At 55.7% G+C, this 20027-nt stretch carries 16 protein-coding genes; 7 read left to right on the forward strand and 9 right to left on the reverse strand.

Annotated elements, in window-relative coordinates; translation table 11 throughout:
• Positions 1 to 20: 20 nt before the first annotated feature.
• Positions 21 to 3398 carry a VCBS repeat-containing protein gene (locus FAES_RS13030; RefSeq protein ID WP_015331685.1) on the forward strand — a complete coding sequence of 1126 codons (3378 nt, stop codon included), beginning with the start codon at positions 21 to 23 and terminating at the stop codon, positions 3396 to 3398.
• An 8-nt stretch (positions 3399 to 3406) separates the two neighbouring features.
• On the opposite strand, the gene FAES_RS13035 is transcribed toward FAES_RS13030, so the two are convergent.
• Genes FAES_RS13035 through FAES_RS13045 form a run of 3 tightly spaced genes read right to left on the reverse strand, consistent with a single transcriptional unit; the run spans position 3407 to position 5352 of the window.
• Entirely contained in the window at positions 3407 to 3631 is a 225-nt protein-coding gene (locus tag FAES_RS13035) for a helix-turn-helix domain-containing protein (RefSeq protein WP_015331686.1), read from the reverse strand.
• Positions 3632 to 3635: 4 nt separating this feature from the next.
• Positions 3636 to 4694 (reverse strand): DUF2975 domain-containing protein, encoded by a 1059-nt coding sequence (locus FAES_RS13040; protein ID WP_015331687.1) that lies wholly within the window; start codon positions 4692 to 4694, stop codon positions 3636 to 3638.
• Between the two features lie 25 nt (positions 4695 to 4719).
• Complete coding sequence (locus FAES_RS13045; protein WP_158408779.1) at positions 4720 to 5352, reverse strand: DUF2975 domain-containing protein; 633 nt, start codon at positions 5350 to 5352, stop codon at positions 4720 to 4722.
• 255 nt (positions 5353 to 5607) lie between these two features.
• Here FAES_RS13045 and FAES_RS13050 point away from each other — a divergent pair, with 255 nt between their 5' ends.
• From FAES_RS13050 to FAES_RS13065, 4 genes are all read left to right on the forward strand, one after another.
• Positions 5608 to 7368: a phospho-sugar mutase gene (locus FAES_RS13050; RefSeq protein WP_015331689.1), complete on the forward strand. Its 1761-nt coding sequence runs from the start codon at positions 5608 to 5610 to the stop codon at positions 7366 to 7368.
• Between the two features lie 147 nt (positions 7369 to 7515).
• On the forward strand, positions 7516 to 7857 hold the full coding sequence (locus tag FAES_RS13055; protein WP_015331690.1) for a DoxX family protein: 342 nt from the start codon (positions 7516 to 7518) through the stop codon (positions 7855 to 7857).
• 55 nt (positions 7858 to 7912) lie between these two features.
• Positions 7913 to 8524 (forward strand): DUF6992 family protein, encoded by a 612-nt coding sequence (locus FAES_RS13060; protein ID WP_229364473.1) that lies wholly within the window; start codon positions 7913 to 7915, stop codon positions 8522 to 8524.
• A 45-nt stretch (positions 8525 to 8569) separates the two neighbouring features.
• The gene (locus FAES_RS13065) at positions 8570 to 9088 is read left to right on the forward strand and encodes an acyl-CoA thioesterase (RefSeq protein WP_015331692.1); all 519 of its coding nucleotides are present in this window, start codon (positions 8570 to 8572) and stop codon (positions 9086 to 9088) included.
• Positions 9089 to 9182: 94 nt separating this feature from the next.
• On the opposite strand, the gene FAES_RS13070 is transcribed toward FAES_RS13065, so the two are convergent.
• Positions 9183 to 9794, reverse strand: a complete 612-nt coding sequence (locus FAES_RS13070; protein WP_015331693.1) for a 3'-5' exonuclease — start codon at positions 9792 to 9794, stop codon at positions 9183 to 9185.
• Positions 9795 to 9946: 152 nt separating this feature from the next.
• Between FAES_RS13070 and FAES_RS13075 the strand changes: the two genes are divergently transcribed.
• Both FAES_RS13075 and FAES_RS13080 read left to right on the forward strand, forming a co-directional pair.
• Complete coding sequence (locus tag FAES_RS13075; protein WP_015331694.1) at positions 9947 to 10831, forward strand: NmrA family NAD(P)-binding protein; 885 nt, start codon at positions 9947 to 9949, stop codon at positions 10829 to 10831.
• A 139-nt stretch (positions 10832 to 10970) separates the two neighbouring features.
• A complete protein-coding gene (locus tag FAES_RS13080) occupies positions 10971 to 11342 on the forward strand; it encodes a nuclear transport factor 2 family protein (protein ID WP_015331695.1) in 372 nt (123 codons plus the stop codon).
• A 42-nt stretch (positions 11343 to 11384) separates the two neighbouring features.
• On the opposite strand, the gene FAES_RS13085 is transcribed toward FAES_RS13080, so the two are convergent.
• The 5 genes from FAES_RS13085 to FAES_RS13110 all read right to left on the reverse strand — a co-directional run bounded on the left by FAES_RS13085 (position 11385) and on the right by FAES_RS13110 (position 19856).
• Positions 11385 to 12095 carry a helix-turn-helix transcriptional regulator gene (locus FAES_RS13085; RefSeq protein WP_015331696.1) on the reverse strand — a complete coding sequence of 237 codons (711 nt, stop codon included), beginning with the start codon at positions 12093 to 12095 and terminating at the stop codon, positions 11385 to 11387.
• Between the two features lie 700 nt (positions 12096 to 12795).
• A complete protein-coding gene (locus FAES_RS13095) occupies positions 12796 to 15252 on the reverse strand; it encodes a hypothetical protein (RefSeq protein WP_015331697.1) in 2457 nt (818 codons plus the stop codon).
• Entirely contained in the window at positions 15245 to 16378 is a 1134-nt protein-coding gene (locus tag FAES_RS13100) for a DUF4249 domain-containing protein (RefSeq protein WP_015331698.1), read from the reverse strand. Before FAES_RS13100 ends, FAES_RS13095 begins: the two co-directional genes overlap by 8 nt.
• Before the next feature lie 26 nt (positions 16379 to 16404).
• Complete coding sequence (locus FAES_RS13105) at positions 16405 to 19170, reverse strand: TonB-dependent receptor (protein WP_015331699.1); 2766 nt, start codon at positions 19168 to 19170, stop codon at positions 16405 to 16407.
• Positions 19167 to 19856: a hypothetical protein gene (locus FAES_RS13110; RefSeq protein ID WP_148289357.1), complete on the reverse strand. Its 690-nt coding sequence runs from the start codon at positions 19854 to 19856 to the stop codon at positions 19167 to 19169. The genes FAES_RS13105 and FAES_RS13110 overlap by 4 nt, the downstream gene beginning before the upstream one ends.
• Between the last annotated feature and the right edge of the window lie 171 nt (positions 19857 to 20027).

A 20027-nucleotide genomic window follows, 5' to 3' on the forward strand; every position in this document is an offset into this window, starting at 1 on the left:
AGATACGTTATTCCCCTTGTATGTCATTTCGACCGGTTTCTGCCTTTTCTCTCCTTCTATTCATTGCTGTTGTCAGTACCAGTTGCAAAGACGCTTCGAATAGCGACCAAAAAACGGCTCAACAGCCCGCAGGTCCACCCTTATTTACCCTGCTTTCGCCCGATCAGACCGGCGTTACCTTCGCCAATAACCTGACCGAAGGCCCCAACACCAACGTGCTGATGTATGAATATTTCTACAACGGCGGCGGCGTGGCCGTGGGCGATCTGAACGGCGACGGGCTCGACGACATTTATTTTAGCGGCAACATGGTGCCCAACCAGTTGTACCTCAACAAGGGCAGTATGAAATTCCAGGACGTCACGGCGGCAGCGGGCGTGGCTGGGCGCGAAGGTCCCTGGCGCACGGGCGTGAGCATGGCTGATGTCAACGGCGACGGGCGCCTCGATCTGTTTGTTTGTTATTCGGGGAGTTTGCCCGCGCCCAAGCGCATGCCGCAACTCTTCATCAACGAGGGGCCTGACGCGGAGGGTGTGCCGCGCTTCACCGATCAGACGGCGCAGTATGGGCTGGCTAACCCCGCGCAAAGCACCCAGGCAACGTTTTTCGATTACGACCTCGACGGCGACCTCGACCTGTTTCTGCTCAACCATAACCCCCGGCTGTTGCCCGTGCTCGAACCATCGGCAACGGCGGCCCTGATGAAACAGCCCGCCCCGGAAATTGGCGTTCGCCTGTACCAGAACACGGGTAAACGATTTACGGACGTGACCGGCAAAGCGGGCCTGAGCAGTTCGGCGCTGACCTACGGGCTGGGCGTGGGCGTGTCGGACCTGAACGCCGATGGCTGGCCCGACCTGTATATCTCCAACGACTACGGCGTTCCCGACTACCTGTACCTCAATAAGCAGAACGGCACGTTCCAGGACGCGCTGAAAACCAGCGTCGGGCACACGTCGAATTTTTCGATGGGGAATGCCGTCGCCGACGTGAACAACGACGCCCTGCCCGATATTCTGACGCTCGACATGCTGCCCGAAGACAACCGGCGGCAGAAGCTGCTGATGGCGCCCGACAACTACGAGAAATACGCCATGAGCGTGGCGTCGGGCTTTCACCACCAGAACATGCGGAACATGCTGCAACTGAACAACGGCAACGGCACGTTCCGCGAAGTGGGCCAACTGGCGGGGGTGTCCAACACCGACTGGAGCTGGTCGCCGCTGCTGGCCGATTTCGATAACGATGGCTGGAAAGACCTCTACATTACCAACGGGTACGTCCGCGACTATACGAATCAGGACTACATCAAGTACCTGAACGATTTCATGCAGAACCGCCCCACCAACCCCAGTCGGGACGAGATTCTGAAGCTGGTGTACCAGATGCCCGCTTCGAACGTGTCGAACTACATGTTTCAGAACCGGGGCCGGGCCGACGATGCCCTCTTTACCAACGTCGGGCAAGCGTGGGGCCTCACGCAGACGGCCAACAGCACCGGCGCGGCCTACGCCGATCTGGATAATGACGGCGACCTGGACCTGGTTGTCAACAATACCAATCAGCCCGCTTTTATCTACCAGAACGACGCCAACAAGGGAGGCGGCGCTGGGCAACGTACCCACCATTACCTGACCCTGCAACTCAACGGTGCCAAGGCCAACACGCAGGGAATCGGCGCCAAACTGACGCTGTACCAAAAAAACGGTCAGCAGTATGCCGAACAAATGCCAACCGGCGGTTACCAGTCGAGCATGTCGCCCAGGGTGCATTTTGGGCTGGGGACCAATGCGACCATCGACTCGCTGCGGGTGGTGTGGCCGGGTGGTAAACAGCAACTGCTCACCAACGTCAAAGCCGATCAGGTGCTGACACTTCGCGAAGCCGAGGCTACTGGCAAAGTCCGCGCCAACAGTCCCACCGCTACCCTGTTTGCCGAACAGCCCTCGCCCATCAAGCAAACGTACCCAGCGTTGCCTGTCAACGATTTCAAACGGCAGCCGTTGCTGGTCAATGCGCAGTCATTCAATGGGCCGTGCCTGGCTAAAGCCGACGTCAATGGCGACGGTCGCGAGGATATATACGCGGGCGGGAGCGTCGGGCAGGCGGGGGGCTTGTTCATTCAGGCGGCCAACGGAACCTTCAGCCGCAAGCCGCAACCGGCGTTCGAGACCACCAAAACGAGCGACGACGTTGACGCTATTTTCTTCGACGCCAATGGCGATGGCAAACCCGATCTGTATGTGTGTGCGGGTGGCTACGCCGATTTCGCCCCCGATGATCCGCGCTTGCAGGACCGGCTTTACCTCAACGACGGCACCGGTACGTTCGCGCAACAGCCGCTGCCCGCTATGCGCACGAGCACGAGTTGTGCGCGCGTGGCCGACGTCAACGGCGATGGTAAACCCGATCTGTTTGTGGGCGGGCGAGTGGTGCCGGGCCGGTACCCGGAAGCCCCCCGGTCGTATCTGCTCGTGAACGACGGGCGGGGTACGTTCACCGATCAGACAAGCCGGCTGGCTCCGACGCTGCAACAGATCGGGATGGTTAGCGATGCGGCCTGGGCCGACCTCAATGGCGACCGAAAGCCAGAACTGATTCTGGTGGGGGAGTGGATGCCCGTGACGATACTGGGCTGGGCGGGTAATCAGCTGGCCGACCAAACCGCCACGTACCTGCCTGAAAAACAAGCTGGTGGCTACCGCGGCTGGTGGAACAAACTGCTCGTGGATGATCTAAACGGAGACGGCCGCCCCGACATCGTAGTGGGTGGGCAGGGCCTCAACACCCAATGCCGGGCCACCAACGACCAACCCGCCGAACTAGTCTACAAAGATTTCGACAACAACGGCAAAATCGACCCCATCCTGACGCTGTTTGTGCAGGGCAAAAGCTACCCCCACGCCACCCGCGACGAACTGCTGGACCAACTGAGCATGCTGCGGGCCCGCTTCACCACCTACGATAGCTACGCCAACGCCACGCTGACCGACGTCTTTACCGCCGACGAACTACGCGACGCCGGACGACTGACCGCCAACGAGTTGAGAACGATCTGCCTGATGAGTTCGCCCGGCGCGAAGTGGCAGGAAAAACCACTGCCAACGGCTGCGCAACTGGCCCCGGTCTATACGATCACCCCGCTCGACTACGACCACGACGGCCACCGCGATTTGCTGCTGTGCGGCAATACCACACAGGCCCGCCTGCGCTTTGGTCGGGCCGATGCCAACTATGGCGTGTTGTTGCGTAACGACGGAAAAGGAAACTTCACAGCCATTCCGCAGAAACAGTCGGGCTTTCGGCTCACGGGCGACGTGCGCAGTGTCGTTGCCGTTGGCAATCAACTGTTGTTTGGCATCAACGGGCAGCCGGTACGGGCATATGGCAGTCGGTAAGGGTGCGTTTAGGCTACTTTTTCTACCGCGTCAGGTACGTATTCGAGCAGGTCGCCGGGCTGGCAGTCGAGGGCCTGGCAGAGCGCTTCGAGGGTGCTGAACCGCACGGCTTTGGCCTTGCCGGTTTTCAGAATCGACAGGTTGGCCAGCGTCAGGTCGACTTTCTCGGCCAGTTCGGTGAGCGACATCTTGCGCCGCGCCATCATCACATCAACGTTCACAATGATCGGCATAGTGTCAGATGGTTAGTTCGCTTTCCTGTTGCAGTTGCGTGCCGTAGCGGAATACCTGTGCGAACGCGAGAAGAATCAGGCCTGCCCACAGCCACGACCAATAATCGGGCCCCGACCAAAGCCAGCCCTGATATGATACAAACCCCTGCGTTTGCAAATAACGCAGGGCGAGAATCGGCTGAAAAATATCAACCCCGTTTTTGAGTACGAAAGCACCGATGAACAACCAACCACTCTGTTGCACGCGCCGGGCTGTTCGTTCGCCAAAAAACTCCTCGTTAAGCAAATCGGCAAAGATTTCCCGGAACCACTGCGTAATGAGCATCAGCATGGCCAAATAGAAGATTCCCCATATATGACTAATCAGGAGCAACGGCCCAACAAACGAATTTAGATCAGACCAGCGGTGAATGGAAGCCCGCAATACGTAAGGGAGGCGCTTGTCGAGATTCGGCTCCAGGTACGTATACGGTTGGTAGGTGAGGTTACGTCGCCACTGTTGGGGTGATTCGGGTAGGTAATGGCCTTTGGGCCAGACATCCCCATAAAGCGGCACGTTGACGCTTAAGGCAAACCCCGATGCGGTGACCGGCTGTAACAGCCAGCGGTCAGGCATGCGGATAATTGCCGCATCCGGGTTAACGGCCAGAGCCGAGTCGATTTGCCGGGTCATTCGCTGCTGGTAAAGTAAGGCTTGCTGATGAGCCTCGTTAGGTATGTGGTCGGTCAGTGTGGGATGAAGTAGCCGCTGTAAGCTATCTAGTTGTAATCGGTCTACCAGCTGCAAATCGCCATCATAGTAACTCAGGAAGACACTGTCACGCGTGATTCGATGGATCAGCCCACCCTTCGAACTGATAACAGGAGTAGAAGACTCACTGCTCATGACAAACGGGTTAAGGGTCGTGTCGTAACGAACTCGCTGCTTATCGGGCGTGGCGTAGGTCTGCGCCGTGATCGTTAGCGGACCGGCGATGAAGGAAATAAAAAGAAGGGCGCCTTCCAGGTAAAGAAAAAACGTGCTGAGCAGGTAAAGCCAGCGTATAAGTCGGAGGTTTTTCATGTAGGCTATGAACGCTGAGGACTGATCAGATGGTTAGTTCGCTCTCCTGTCGCAATTGAGTGCCGTAGCGGAACACCTGCGCTAGCGCCAGGATGCATAGCCCCATCAGCGCGATTAGGCTCTCCAACGGTGGCGTGCCAATGTTCAGGTTGTAATTATCGGGCTGGCTTAGCCGATACCCGTACTGGTGCAGGTAAATGATGGCCCCTTTTTCGGTCAGCCACTTAGCTACCAGTACGCACACTGTATACACCAACATACACTGCCCAATGCGGATCAGGCGGGTGACCTGGACCTGATCAAAAATCTGGTTGCTGGCTATGTGCCGAAACAGTTTCATGAACAGGTAACTCAGGGTGAGGCTGAACAAGAGCGTGAGCAGCATACTGAGCCCGGAACACCACAACAGCGAGGGGAGCTTGGCCAGATCGGTGGGACCATTCAGCGAAAGATTCAGCCAGAGCGTATTCGTAGCGGGCTGGCTTCGACTCAGCGAGCCGGGTACGTCGAGCTTGAGGTCCAGCTTCGATGACTGCCAGTTGGTAAGCGCCCGGCTTTCCGAAGCGTCGGATACGTGGGTCGTTACGGGTTGGTTGAGCTGCGCCGAGATGTTCAGTTTGGCCGTTTCAGGCAAGCCTGTTACCAATACATAGGCCATGAAACCCAGGCAAAGGGTATACAGAAGGAGTTGTCCATAAAAAAGGCCCGTAAAAAGCCAGGACAGTAGGCGGGGGAGCGTTATCATTTTCATTGAGTTTAGTCTTTACTTCGGTAAACATCAGTAAATATTTATTGATAAACAATAAAAAATTATTGATAAGGGGAGACTTGAGGAGTTGTGAATCGCTTACCTAGTGTATGGATTTGTACTGCATTGGCATACGTGTAATTTTGACCAGCAAATTGTTTCTCTATGACTACGCAAACCCTCGACGCCACCACCCAACAACAGGTTGACCAATGGCTGTCTGGCCCTTACGATGCCGACACCAAAGCCGCCATTCAGCAACTGATCGACAGCGGCAACACCACCGAACTGACCGACTCGTTTTATCGCACTCTCGAATTTGGTACGGGTGGGCTGCGCGGCGTCATTGGCGTTGGCTCCAACCGCATGAACCGCTACACGGTGGGCGCCGCCACGCAGGGCTACGCTAACTACCTGAATAAGTCGTTCGCAGGCCAGGATATCAGCGTAGCCATTGCGCACGATAGCCGCCGGATGAGTCCCGAGTTTGCGCGCATCGCCGCCGACATTTTCTCGGCCAACAACATCAAGGTATACCTGTTCTCAGACCTGCGCCCCACGCCCGAACTCTCGTTTGCGATTCGGCAACTGGGTTGTCAGGGTGGCGTCGTCGTGACGGCCTCGCACAATCCGCCCGAATACAACGGCTATAAAGTATACTGGAACGACGGTTCGCAGGTGGTAGCCCCGCACGACAAAAACATTGTGGACGAGGTGAGCGCCATCAGCAGCGTCGACGACATTAAGTTTGAGGGCGTAGCCGACAAGATCAAGCTGATCGACGAAGAGATCGACGCACCGTACATCGAGCGGATCAAATCGAATGCGGTGAATCCCGACGTAATTGCCCGGCAGGCTAACCTGAACATTGTCTTCACGCCCATTCACGGTACGGGGATTACGCTGGTGCCGCGCGCGCTGGAAGCCATCGGCTTTACCAACGTGAGCGTGGTGGAAGCACAGGCCACCCCCGATGGTAACTTCCCGACGGTGAAGTCGCCGAACCCAGAGGAAAAAGCCGCCATGCAGATGGCGCTCGATCAGGCCAAATACCAGAATGCCGACCTGATTATCGCCACCGACCCCGACGCCGACCGCGTGGGTGCGGGGGCGCGGAACCACCACGGCGAGTTTGAGTTGCTCAACGGCAACCAGATGGCCAGTCTGATTATCTATTACCTGCTGCGCGCCTGGAAAGAAACCGGCAAGCTGACCGGCAACGAATTCGTCGCCAAAACCATCGTCACGACGGACCTGATCGACCGGCTGTGCGAGCAGTATGGCGTTACCTGCTACAATACCTTGACGGGCTTCAAATACATCGCGCAGGTGATTCGCGAACTAGAAGGCAAGGAGCAGTTTATTGGTGGCGGCGAAGAAAGCTACGGCTACCTGATCGGTGATTTTGTCCGCGACAAAGACGCCATCGCGTCGTGCGCCATGATCGCCGAACTGACGGCCTACGCCAAAGATCAGGGCCTGAGCCTGTTCGATCTGCTGATGGAGATGTACCAGCAAACGGGCTTCTTCTACGAAGCGCTGGTGTCGTTGACTAAAAAAGGCAAAGCCGGTGCCGAAGAAATTCAGCAGATGATGGCCGATTTTCGGGCCAACCCGCCGAAGGAAATCGCCGGTTCGCCGGTCGTGCGCGTCGATGACTACAAAGCCCTGACCACGCTCGACATGGCGTCGGGACAGACCACCGCCATCGAAGCGGGTAAGATGGGTATTGAAGCCTCGAACGTGCTGCAATTCTTCACTGCCGACGGTACGAAGGTATCGGCCCGCCCATCGGGCACCGAGCCGAAAATCAAATTCTACGTCAGTGTGAACGAGCCACTGCCAAGTGCCGAGGCCTTTGACGATACCTACGCCGCCCTGAAAGCAAAAGTGCAGCGCGTAACCGACGAACTGAACCTGAAATAGCCGAAGGTTCTCAATGAATCAGAAAGGGCAGCTCCTCGGGGTTGCCCTTTCTGGTTGATCAGGTACGTACCCCCGCCAGCATGCTCCCTTTAGGTGGTCCGGCATTCCGGCGGGGGAAACCCGCAACCAACATAACTGTACGCTATTATGACGTCGCTCTATATCATGGCTGCCATTTACATCGTAGCTGGCCTGCTGCATTTTATTCGGCCCAGAACGTACCTGGCGATCATGCCGCCGTACCTGCCTGCGCATAAGGCGCTGGTGTTCTGGAGCGGCGTGGCCGAACTGGCGCTGGGGCTGGCCCTGCTGCTGCCCGCGCTACGTACCTGGGCGGCGTGGGGCATCATTGCGTTGCTGATTGCGGTTTTTCCCGCTAATGTCTACATGGCAACGGGCGAAAAATTCCAGAAAATACCGGCCTGGGTACGTTGGGGCCGGCTTCCGTTGCAGGCCGTGTTGATCTGGTGGGCGTATCAGTATACCTGAGGCGCGCCAACATTCCGGCCCGATGGCAGTTAGTTGGTTGATAAACAATCCCTTCATGAGCTACCTACGAATGGCCCTATGCACCCTGGCAGCAACGTTGGCCGGGCGAGCAACCCACGCACAAACCCCCACGGCGCTCCCCGCCGATCGGCTGGCGTTTAGTCAGCAACGCTACAATCACACGCGCACGTTGGGACTCTCGCTGGGCGGCTACGCGCTGGCTAACATGGCCGTGAGTGGCCTCGCGATCGGGCAGGCCGAGGGTGAAGCGAAGTATTTTCATCAGATGAATCTGTACTGGAATGCCGTGAATCTGGGTATCGCCGGGGTGGGGCTGCTGGGCTTGCGTAAGCAACACCCCGACACCGAAACGCTGGGCAAGGCGGTGCAGAAACACGAGGCCATGAAACGCACCCTGCTCTTCAACGCGGGGCTCGACGTGGCCTATATCGCGGGTGGGCTGTACCTGACCGAGCGGGCCAATTCGCGCCCCGACCAGGCCGATAAGCTGCGGGGCTACGGAAAAGCCGTGATGGTGCAGGGGGCGTTCCTGCTGGCTTTCGACGTGGTCAACTACTTCATTTTCAAGAAACGTGGCGATCCTCAGCAGATTCAGCTCATCGGGCAGTCGCCGCTCGGAATGGGGGTCGTGGTTCCGATTCGGTAATCCGGCTGTTAACTTCGCCCCAAATTCTAGCTACCTCCTTCATCAATGCCGCAACCCAAACGCGCCAGTGAATCGCACACCATCATGACCGAGATGGTGCTGCCCAACGATACCAATACGCTCAACAACCTGATGGGTGGCCGACTGCTTCATTTTATGGACATTGTCGCCGCCATCGCCGCCCAGAAGCACTCCAACCGGATCGTCGTTACGGCCTCGGTCGATAATGTGTCCTTTGCCGAACCCATCAAACTGGGCAACATCGTGACGATGAAAGCGCAGGTGACGCGGGCCTTCAACTCATCGATGGAGGTATTTATCGAAGTGTGGGCCGAAGACATTCCGGCGGGCATCCGGGTGAGTACCAACAGCGCGTATTACACCTTTGTGGCCGTCGATCAGAGTGGGCGGCCTATCGAAGTGCCTCCCGTCATTGCCGAAACCGACGACGAAAAAGCTCGGTATGAATCGGCCCTCCGCCGCCGCCAACTGCGCCTCGTGCTGGCCGGCCGCATGAAACCCCAGGAAGCCACCGAACTGCGTGCGCTACTAGTAGGGGAATAGAGTCTGGAAAGTTGAAGCGAAAAGAAGTCCAGAGTCTGGAAAGTAGTTCTGGTGTTGCTGACGCATGACACGTAACAGAAACAGACTTTCCAGACTATACCGTAAATCCATCCCCCAGTTTGAAAATGGCTTTGAGGCATTGGGCCGTCAGGACGGCGTCTTCAAGGGCGTTGTGGAACGAATCTTCGCGCTCGAAACCGAAATGGGCGGCGATGGCTTTCAGGCTCAGGCCCTTGGGGGTGGGTTTGCCGTTCTTGCGCAGCACCCGGAACACAAAGTAACTCAGCGTGTGCAGATCGACGAGGGTGCGTGAAAACGGCCACTTCATCTTCTCGTTGAGGTAGGCCTCCTTCAGGAAATTGATGTCGTGCATGACGCTTTGGCCGCAGATCACTACGTCGCGCAGGAAGGGCGTCTTGTCGAGTTGATTGGGCGGCACGCGGATGTTGAGTTGTTCGCATATCCAGTTTTCCAGCGCGGGCAACACGTCGTAGATCATGGGCGCATCGTCGAGGTCGGCGAGCGAGAGGTTGTGCACCTGCTCGGCCGAGGCCGTGAACGCCTCCTCATTTTCGGGGTAAACGTTGGTGAGGTATTGACCCTTCTCGCGCCAATCGTCGTCGAATAGCACGGCCCCCAACTGGATAATCTCATTGTAGCCCGGATCGGGCCCCGACATTTCAAGGTCTAATACTAGAAAAGGCATTGGTTAATGGGTTGGCTACAGCCTTGGTGCTGAGCAAATAGAGAGAATGCTTATCTAACAAAAATAAGCGAAGCACGGAGTTATGCGAACTTTTCGACTTTACAATTCATTTGTATGTACAAGTATAGTCGACCAACAAACCATAGTTAACCATGCATTACGTAGTTACCGGCTCTCTGGGCCACACGGGCAAACCCATTACTGAAGGGCTGTTAAAAGCAGGCCACACCGTTACGGTGATCACGAGCAAAGCCGAAACGGCGGCTAAAATCGAGGCGCTGGGCGCTACGGCGGCCGTTGGCAACCTGGAAGACGACGCCTTCGTGACCGGCGCGTTCGCCAACGCCGACGCCGTTTACCTGATGATTCCGCCGAAGTGGGACATGCCCAACTGGCGCGCTTACCAGAACAAAGTGGCCGATCATTACATCGCCGCGATCCGGGCCAACGACATCCGGTTTGTCGTGTTGCTGAGCAGCGTGGGTGCCCACAAAGGCAGCGGTACCGGCCCCGTCGACGGGCTGTATGACATGGAGCAAAAGCTCAAAACCGTCGAGGGGCTGAACGTGAAAGTGCTGCGCCCGTCGTATTTCATGCAGAACCTGTTCAGCATGGCGGGGATGGTGAAAGGCATGGGCATTATGGGTAGCAATTTTGGCGACGGTCCCGTTGTACTCGTGCATACCGACGACATCGCCGAAGCCGCCTTGCAGGAACTGCTGAACCTTGACTTCACCGGCATTCAGGTACGTTACGTAGCGGGCGACGAACGCACAGGCGCCGAGATTGCCCGCGTGCTGGGCGAAGCCGTCGGGAAGCCCGAAACCCCCTGGGTGGTGTTCAGCGATGAGCAGAACAAGCAGGGTATGTTGCAGGCTGGCCTCAGCGAGGAAGTGGCGACCAACTACACCGAAATGGGCGCGTCGATGCGGGATGGCTCGATGCAGGCCGATTACCTGGCTAACCGCCCTGCCCTGAGCAAAACCAAGCTGGAAGACTTCGCCAAAAACGAGTTCGCGCCTGCTTTCAACGCCTGATAAATACGGCTCTTCTGGTTGTCAGGTACGTACCGGACGGGTGGAAACCACCAGCTTTTTTTTGCGCCTGATCAGACCCCTGACATACTGTTGTCAAGGTGGTAAAAGACTTTTGTCGGGTAATCAACTAGATTGACTCATGACAACAGAACAGGTTGCAAAACGGTATTATGAACTGATACAACAGCATCAGTACGAACAAATTCAGAACGAGCTTTATGCGCCAGATGCCGTCAGTATTGAACCTGAAAACGCCAGTGGTTTGCCACTGGTTGTTACTGGTATCGAGGCTCTACGGCAAAAGGAGGGGCTTTTCTTCACTCAGGTTGACGAATTATTTGGCAGTTACATGAGTGAATTAGTCGTATCAACGTTTTTCTTTTCTATGATGACCGGAATGGATGTCAAGATGAAGGGCAAAGAACGAAAGAAGAAAGAGCAGATCTGTGTTTTTGAAGTTCGTGACGGAAAAATTGTTAAAGAACAGTTTTTCTATGATGATTTCGCCTAATGTATGTGCACTGCCTTAGACAAAAATGGCTAACTCCAAGAGTTAGCCATTTTTGTTGCCAAACGTTTTTATAAGATACTGCTCAAAGGTCAGTTTATGCGGCTCGAACGACTCATTTGTACTGGTTAAGGTGTCAATATTTATGAGTGAGAAGGATCTAAAATCGTGTCTTAATCGGCAAAAAGCGACGAGTACCCATTCATTTTTCTGGTTGGCATACAAGGCAAATGGTTCCACGTCGCGGATTGATTGTTCACCTTTTTTGTTGGTATACTTGATTTGAATAACTGAATGTTCGAGCAGGGGCGTTTGAAGTTGAAGAAGTAGGTTACTTTTTGGTGATTCACTGATGTACGTATTGGTCACGCCCATCTGTTTCTCCAGTTTCTCCGTTTTAGTCTTTAAGGCATTAGGCAGTATAGCTTTGATTTTCGCGGTCACCGAGGCAAACTCAGCGATCAGCGATGTGTCATTGCTCGACTGAATGATAAGCTCGGCCGTCAGGAGTGCATTGGCCTCAGTTTCGGTGAGCATAATGGGTGGTACTTTGTACCCGTCTACAAGGCTGTACCCTTTACCCTCCTCCGTGACGATGGGCACACCGGCCCGTTCCAGCGTTTTGATGTCCCGATAGATCGTTCTAACACTGACGCCAAACTTAGCTGCCAGTGTTGTTGAATTAACCAGTCGTCTCGATAAAAATTGAATAAGGATAGCCGTTAGTCGAGCCAACCGTTTTATGTCATTGTCCATACTGAGCGAGCGAGTTTATAGGAATCAGTAATAAATACAAATAACAGAAGGAAAACCGCTAGCTGTTCATCGTTACTAAATAGACTATTGAATTAGCTATTCATCATGTACTTACTACTATAAGATAAATTATAGTCGAATGTCTAATTATTTTGCGGCGAAAGGCAAAACAATCAATCGAGTTAACTTCTTGTGCGAGTGAGACGGCGCAGTATGTTAAATAAGCATTATGAAATTTCTAAAAACCCATCTGACTTTGGCTGTACTTCTTATATCTATAATAGGTACAGTATTGACTACTAACTTCACTAATATTGTTTTCTCTTTGGAGAATTTTGTTGCACTTTGCTTGGTCATACTTATCTATGTCAGCGCGCTGATTGGCAGAAAGGTTGAGATTATAGTAACCGCCATCACATTGATTATCGGTATATTAAATTTTGCGATTTTTATACCGTACGATATTTATGGTTCGATAAAGTTGAACTTTGGCGGCGTAAGGACTGGGCCAACTATTCAATTATACTCATCTCTTATAACTTTATTCTGGCTATTTCGTGAGGTTGACTCGACACTCTTTGTGAAAAAATAATGCGGACAACGCTAATTAACAACGTACCATACGAGAAAGGACGTGAGAGACTAAATGGTTGGCTTAACTTACTGACGGCGACAGCTAGGACAACGGTTTTACAGACGGTTATTTCGGTCGGCTCTGCACCGTGAATACGGTTCGCTGATAGCCTGCGGCTCCGTCTGTTGAGAGGCCGTTGACCTCGATCAGGTACGTGCCGGTCTGGTCAGACGTGAAGAAGTCGGTGCGGGCGTTGCCGTTGACATCAACGGATAGGTTTGGCTGCCAGTAGAGCAGGGTGCGTTTGTCGGGCAGGCGGTTTTCGAACTGCCGGGCCGTCTCGTAACGGGGCGCGTAGAACTCACGCTGAAGTTGCAGCCCCTCGTAATCCAGCTTCACGACGTTAGCTGGCAGCGGAAAGCCAGACAGATCACCTCTGTACGTCATGAAACTGACAATGCCGTTGAACATGGCAGGCCCCATGCCATAGTTGTTGGAAACCACATCGATCTGCTGCACTTTCAGCGGGCTGAATTCCATTACCTTATCCATATCAAAAACCGGTACGCCATCCACCAGAACCAGCGAATTGTCGGTGAACAGCTCATTGAAGGGCAGGTTTACGACATTGAGTTGAAAACGCCCCTGCTTCTTTCGGGGCATCACCCCCCGCACATACTCCCGGAGCACTTCTTCCATGCGTGGAAACCGCGTATAGGCATCCAACTGGTAGCGTTCGCTTGGTCGTACGTAGAACGGCAGGCTGTCGACAATGGGCGCCTGGTAGCGCAGTAGCTGGTCGCCCCAGTAGGTTTGCTGCACCTGCATCGCCACCGACCGGCTAAGCAACGTCTCCTGCTGCGACTCGCTGACGGCGGGTTCGGGTAACGGTAACGGCCCAGAAACGGGCGCATAGGGCGGGCGGATCGTTAGTTTGTGCAGGCTGTCGGCGGGGTTGGTCTGCGCCAGAACGGTTTGGGCCCCCCAGAAATCACGCAGCTCGAAATAGACGCGCCCGGTGGTATCGCTGCGGGATACGTAGAGCCGGGTTGGCTTGCCGGGGGCTGAGAGGTACGTGAGCACGCCGGGAACGGGCTTGCCGGTTTGAGGGTCGGTCAACTGCCCTTCGACGAGTTGGCCATTGTACTCGGGCAGGTACCGAAAACCGGGCCGGGCTGGCGTCAGAATGTCGTTCCAGCGGAAGCGCCGCCAGCCCTGGGTGAGCATCAGCAGATCGGTGGCTTCCCGGAGTTGGGGTGAATCAGTTTGCCAATACGATTCGGGTGATTCGATCGGGCCGGGCAGATCGGAGGACAGCCAGAGATAGCTCAACAGGTGTTCCGACGGAGACGTGGCCAGTGAATCGAGTCGGTAGACGGCCATTGAGAGCGTAGTCGAACCAGCCTTTGCCGCCTCTGACCCCTGCACAGAGGCCGTGAGGGTGACTTTGAACCGGGTAGCATACGCCGCCTGATCTGTTTTCAGCGTAATGGCTAACGGATTGGTTGGTCTTTTGAAATAAAGTCGCTCGCCGATTGGCTGGTGCTTGGCGTCGAAAAGCGTCAGGTGCGATATGCCGTCGCCCAGCTTCGCTTTATCGATCCGAAAGGACGTTTCACGCTGGATTGGCCGGGCCTCAGCGAAATCAATAACTTGCCGGGTATGCGCAAACAGGTATACCACCGAGGCATTGGGTACGTTGGCTGTCACCGTGATCTGTAACTGATCGGCGCTGATGTCCTCCAGCCGCATCACGTACCCCTGGGGTTGTATGCTGGGTAGCGGTTGACTGAAGGTGCGGCCTTTTTCGTCCACAAACATGGCCCGGTAGGCCACGTTCCCACCCGGTGTTAGCGTAAAGCTCCCCTTGCCCAGATGCTGTGTTGTCAGTTGAGCCAAGGTGTCATTTTTCGCGTTCAACAGCCAGCCCCGGGCGTTAATACCCCGCCCTGTTTCGTCGGCCACCCTGAACGCAACCCGGCTGGTGAGCCCCTGCACCAGATAACCCCCCTCCGGGAAAAACTGAACATCGTAGCGCACCGTTTCGCGGGGGAGTTTCAGCCCCAGCCGCCGGAATGGATTGACAATCGTCAGGTTTTTCTCGAAAAAGTAAGCGGCATCGCCATTCTTCATCCAGTTGGTATAGCCCCGCAACCGGTACGTACCTGAGGGCAGCGTCGTCGGCAGCGATAACGCGCCGTTACCACCGGCAGCCGAAAGCGCAACCGCCGTTCGCAGCACCGACGTACCTGACCCGTCGAGCAGCTCGAGGTAGGCTACTTTGCTCAGGTCGAGCGGTTTGTGGTACGTACCATCGACGTAATACAGCTTGAACCACATCGACTCACCCGTCAGGTAAAAGGCCTGATCAGTATGGACGAACAGTTTTTCGGTCAGGGCCTGCCGCCGGTACGTATCAAACGACCGGAACAGCCAATCCGCGGAAGGAGTCGTTTGACCGACCGCTGCCAGGCGAACCAGCAGTAGTAGCGCCAGTATAGCGCCATTACGCCATGAGGTTATCTTGGTAGTCAGTGCGTTACGTGTGTCGCCGTATGGCCTGCCGATGATGCGCTTACTCATCCCAAAAATCGGGTTTTTTATTGATGCCCCCCTGCAGCCGGCAGTCGATGCATTCGAAGGTGGTGGTCAGATAGAGTGGTCCTGGCAAGCCCGATTCGGCCATGATTCCGGGCTGCGACTGCCGAATCTGTGATAACGTCAGCGTATCCACATCGCACAGCTCGTAGCCCGTGGTGGTGCGCCAGTTGGGCAGTTGGGCGCGTCCGATGAAAATCCGTTTCGTTGTTACATCGCCCGCCCAGAAAAAGCCCAGCACCAGGTCGGCGGGGTTACTGGTTGAGCGCATGTTGCCGGTAAGCTGTGACGGTTGCGGGTCGAACAGCGAACCAACGTTCTGGGTGAGTTTCGCGAGCTGATCGTAATAGTTGTACCCCGCCTGGGTAAGGGCGTACTGCCGGACCAGCAGGCTGTACCGCCGCTGAAATTTCATGGACCGGCCGTCAACGAAGTTGAGCGGAAACCGGTTGACGACAGCCTGACTTAACCGGGCGGTCGACGTCGTCAGGATGTTTTTAGAACCCGTCGTGCTCCAGCAGGTAAAGATATTGTCCTGCCGTAGCTCGACGTCTTTCGTCTTGTCATTGTAGATGTAGCCAGAGTAGTAGGCCGATGTATAGGCCCAGGTTTCGTCGAATTCCCAGCGGTAATACCGGGTGCGATTGGTCGGGTCGTGGGTCGATACGTTGAACTGAACGCCGTCGTTCTCCACCGTCCAGTGCAGGCTGTCGATGGGAGGCGTTTTCACTACAGGTACGTAATCGGAGACATAGTCGCCCCCGGCAGCCGTTCGGATGTGCAGCCGGTAGGTTTCGCCCGAGATGGGGGGTATGCCCGCCAGCGAATAAACGCCGCCGGGGCTTTCCTGCAACCTATAGATGGTGTTACCGGCGCTCTCGATCGTGACGGTTGCGCCGCTCTCGGCCGTGGGGGCGTTTTTGTCGCTTAGGTTCTGACTCCGGCTCAGCCGGATGGACGTGGTGGCACCGGGTGTGCTGTCGAAAAAGCCGTTGACAACCAGGTAGCTGGCAGGCGCGGCGATCTCAGGCGGGCGGTACGGATCTACGCAACTCGCCGCCAGCAGCACGAGCAACCCGCCCAAAACCCGTTGATATAGGCTGTTTTTCATCCGTAGCGCTTCGTTTTAGAATCGTCTCAGAATCTGAAGTTATACGTTATCGACGGAATGGGTTGCCCAAAAATCGACAGCTGATAGCCGTTGATGCTCCCGTTTTCCGACTTGAAATAGACCGAATAGGCATTGCGGCGACCGGTCAGGTTATACACGGCGATGGTCCACGAGCTGTGCGCCAGCTTCCGGACCTTATGATTGCCCTCGATGTTCATGGCAAAATCGGCCCGGTAATAATCAGGAATCCGATGCTGGTTTCGCTCCGAATAGAGTAACCGCAGCGCGTTGTCGACGGTGTATTTGGCGATGGGCAGCGTGATGGGTCGCCCCGTGCTGTAGGTGACATTCAGCGACAGGCTAAACCGGCGGTTGATCTTGTAGTTGCTGATAAGCGTAACGTCGTGGGGCTTGTCGAAACTGCTCGGGTAATACTGGCCCTGGTTGATCACGTCGGGCTCCGCCTGCCCGGTCGTGCGCAGAAACGTGCGGGCGTAGGTGTAGCTCAGCCAGCCATTCAGCTTGCCGGTCATCTTTTTTACCAGCACTTCCACGCCATAGGCTTTCCCTTCGGCAGCTACGACGTCGGTTTCGATGTGGGGATTGAGCAACAGCGTTGCCCCGTTCCGAAAATCGATGAGGTTCCGCATGGTTTTGTAATACGCCTCCACCGACAGTTCGATCGTATTGGTCCGGTTGTTTTTGTACACCCCCACGGCGAACTGATCGCCTACCTGCGGTTTGATGTTGGCGTCGCTTAATTTCCAGATGTCGGTGGGCGAAATGACCGTCGTGTTTGATAGCATCTGAATGTACTGGCGCGTCCGGTTAAAACTGGCTTTCACCGAGGCCGACGACGAGAGCGCGTAGCGGAGCGCGAGCCGATATTCGGGGCCACCGTAATTGTTGATCACCTGATTCCGCCCGTAGGCAATCGTGTCCGTGATGTTGTCAATGGTGCGGGGCTCTCCAGGTACGTATTGGAACCCGTTCCGCGGGCCCAGGTACTGAAAAAACGAGTACCGAAGCCCACCACTGACCGACAGGCGCGGGCTGATGTCGAACCGATCGCCGACGTACACGGCACTTTCCAGGCCCTGTTCGGTGCCAACGCTCATCGGTACGATCAGCGACTCGGCGCCCTGCGGCTGGAACGTACCCGGCCGGAGTTTGTAAAAGATGCTGCTGATACCGAAGTCGACCGCGTGCTGATTGGTTGGGTAAAGATTGAAATCCGCTTTTACCTGCGACTGATTGATGCCAAAATCGAGCTGGTAGGCGTTCACCGGATTCAGCACGCTCGACACCCGGTATTCATAACCGCTGTGGCTCGCCGTATACACGCTGTAGAATTTCTGGCTGAAAACGTGCTTCCATTTTAAGGTCGCCACTTTGTTCTGGTAGCTGTAAGCCGTATCGCTGCCCAGCGTAAACCGGTCGCGGCTCAGGTAGCCGGTCAGGTAAATTGTGTTTTTCTCGTCGATTTCGTGCGTAATGTGTGCGTTCAGATCGTAGAACTGAGCGTCGCTCTTCCGGAAGGCCGCATTCTGCAACTGCTTCAGCAGCCAGTCTGAATAGGTCGTTCGGATACCGGCGATGAACGACGTTTTGTCTTTCAGAATCGGGCCTTCCACGGTCAGGCGGCCCGTCAGCAGCCCGATACCGCCCGAGCCAATGAACTTCTTTTTGTTGCCGTCGCGGGTCTGCACGTCCAGCACCGACGACAGCCGGCCGCCGTAGCGCGAGGGCATGGCACTTTTATACAATTCGGCGCTTTTGATCAGGTCAGGGTTGAAGGCCGAGAAAAAGCCGAACAGGTGCGATGAGTTGTAGATGGGGGCGTCGTTGTAGAGGATCAGGTTCTGGTCGGTGGCTCCGCCGCGCACGTTCAGCCCGGTTGAGCTTTCCCCCACCGTTTTGACGCCCGGCAAGGTTTGGATAACCCGTAGCAGATCGGCTTCGCCCAACGCCGTAGGAATCTGCTTGACGCTCTTGATGTCGACGCGTTCCTGCCCCATTTGCAGGCCCGAAATATTCACGTCTTTTTCCGCCTCGATGACCACCTCCTTCAGGGCAATCACGTCGTCTTCCAGGTCAATGTCGAATTTACCGTCGGCGTACAGCACGATCCGGCGGTGGGTGTCTTTCAGTCCCGTACTTCGAATTTTTAACTCGTGCCTTCCCCGGGGCAGCGTCAGCGAGTAATAGCCAAACTGATCGGAGGCGGTACCGACGCGCGGATTGTCGATGTAAATGGCCGCCCCGACAATTGGCTCACCCGATGCTACGTTGCGGACGTACCCAGCCAGCGTAGCCCGACCGGGCCGGATGGGGTTGGTTCGTTTGCCGATCTCGTACAACCGGCTTTCAGGTTCGGCTCGTTGTTTCGGCCCTGCTGTCAGGTACGTAGCGCCCGTCGTATCGTCGTCGGTAGCCCCTCGCACGAAGAACCCGATGGGCAACTGCGTTCGGATGGGCCGGCCGGCGGTGATGTACACCTGCTGCTGGTTGTCGATCGCATAACTGAATTTCGTGCCGGCAACTAGTTGCGTCAGCAGGGCCTGTAGCGGTTGTTTGTCGGCGCGCAGGTTAACGATCAGGCTGTCGGTATCGGCCGGATTGTAAAAAAAGCGGTACGACGTCTGGGCCTCAACCGTTTGAACGAACTGGCTGAAACGTACCTGACTGAAATCACCGCTGATGAGCGATTCGGTTTTGGTCTGGGCAACCCCCGTGTTGGCGAGCCAGCTGATCAGGTACCCAACAAGAAAGAATCGGTAGAGTGGCGTCATAACCCGCGCGTTAATTCGTCATACCGTTGCGTTGTTCGGGCAATGGCCTGTTCCCGCCCTTCGTCTTTAAACCGAAGGTTGTTTTTTCGCATGAACCGGCGCAACTCCCTGGCCTGATCGGGGAACAGTTTCAAGAGGCTTCGCTTGGTTTTTACCTCGAAAAAGGCGTTCTGCTTCTGAACGATGAATCGGTCTTTGATCAGGTACGTCCCCTTATAGCTGCCGTCGTAAAGGTCTTCCTGAATGGTCTTTATGCGCTTGACCAACGCTTTGACCCGACCGTTGTAAATGACTTCATAAAAACCCGTGCGAACGCCCGCCAGGCTATCGCCATTGATCCAGGTAAACTGGCTGTTGCCCAGGGAGAAATGGCCCACTTTTTCCATGGGTACCTGTAGCCGGTAGCCACTCCCGGTGGGCTGAATCACCACCTGATCCCGGACGACATCGTACTGCAGTTGCAGATCGCGGTAGCGAACGCCATTGAGTTGCACCGTGCCCCGCTGTACACTATCCGTCCGGAAATAGGGGTGTATTTTAAGGCGCGGGTCATGCCCCACGTACAGATGGCCTTCGTTGGCGTGCGCCTGAACGGATAGGCGCTGCTCGTAGGTGCGAATGGCTTGATCCTGCGCCTGCTGAACGAACGTCGGCTGGGCCCGAGCGCCATGGATCAGAACGAACAAAGGGAATAGTAGCCACAGGGTAAGCCTACCGAGCGGCGAACAGCAGGAAGCAATCATAACGTCTGAGCAAACGATGAAACCGTATCCGGTTTGTACAGCACTAAAGAGCAGGAGCGGCGTTCCCTACTTTGAAGCTATCAGTGGCCAGGTAGCCCAACGTTCTGTTGATCG

Origin of the sequence: Fibrella aestuarina BUZ 2, from assembly GCF_000331105.1 — a bacterium.
Taxonomy (GTDB): Bacteria; Bacteroidota; Bacteroidia; order Cytophagales; family Spirosomataceae; genus Fibrella; species Fibrella aestuarina.

Coding starts and splice junctions, on each gene's coding strand:
- FAES_RS13030 (WP_015331685.1), top strand. CDS start 21: ATGTCATTTCGACCGGTTTCTGCCTTTTCTCTCCTTCTATTCATTGCT.
- FAES_RS13035 (WP_015331686.1), bottom strand. CDS start 3,631: ATGCCGATCATTGTGAACGTTGATGTGATGATGGCGCGGCGCAAGATG.
- FAES_RS13040 (WP_015331687.1), bottom strand. CDS start 4,694: ATGAAAAACCTCCGACTTATACGCTGGCTTTACCTGCTCAGCACGTTT.
- FAES_RS13045 (WP_158408779.1), bottom strand. CDS start 5,352: ATGGCCTATGTATTGGTAACAGGCTTGCCTGAAACGGCCAAACTGAAC.
- FAES_RS13050 (WP_015331689.1), top strand. CDS start 5,608: ATGACTACGCAAACCCTCGACGCCACCACCCAACAACAGGTTGACCAA.
- FAES_RS13055 (WP_015331690.1), top strand. CDS start 7,516: ATGACGTCGCTCTATATCATGGCTGCCATTTACATCGTAGCTGGCCTG.
- FAES_RS13060 (WP_229364473.1), top strand. CDS start 7,913: ATGAGCTACCTACGAATGGCCCTATGCACCCTGGCAGCAACGTTGGCC.
- FAES_RS13065 (WP_015331692.1), top strand. CDS start 8,570: ATGCCGCAACCCAAACGCGCCAGTGAATCGCACACCATCATGACCGAG.
- FAES_RS13070 (WP_015331693.1), bottom strand. CDS start 9,794: ATGCCTTTTCTAGTATTAGACCTTGAAATGTCGGGGCCCGATCCGGGC.
- FAES_RS13075 (WP_015331694.1), top strand. CDS start 9,947: ATGCATTACGTAGTTACCGGCTCTCTGGGCCACACGGGCAAACCCATT.
- FAES_RS13080 (WP_015331695.1), top strand. CDS start 10,971: ATGACAACAGAACAGGTTGCAAAACGGTATTATGAACTGATACAACAG.
- FAES_RS13085 (WP_015331696.1), bottom strand. CDS start 12,095: ATGGACAATGACATAAAACGGTTGGCTCGACTAACGGCTATCCTTATT.
- FAES_RS13095 (WP_015331697.1), bottom strand. CDS start 15,252: ATGAGTAAGCGCATCATCGGCAGGCCATACGGCGACACACGTAACGCA.
- FAES_RS13100 (WP_015331698.1), bottom strand. CDS start 16,378: ATGAAAAACAGCCTATATCAACGGGTTTTGGGCGGGTTGCTCGTGCTG.
- FAES_RS13105 (WP_015331699.1), bottom strand. CDS start 19,170: ATGACGCCACTCTACCGATTCTTTCTTGTTGGGTACCTGATCAGCTGG.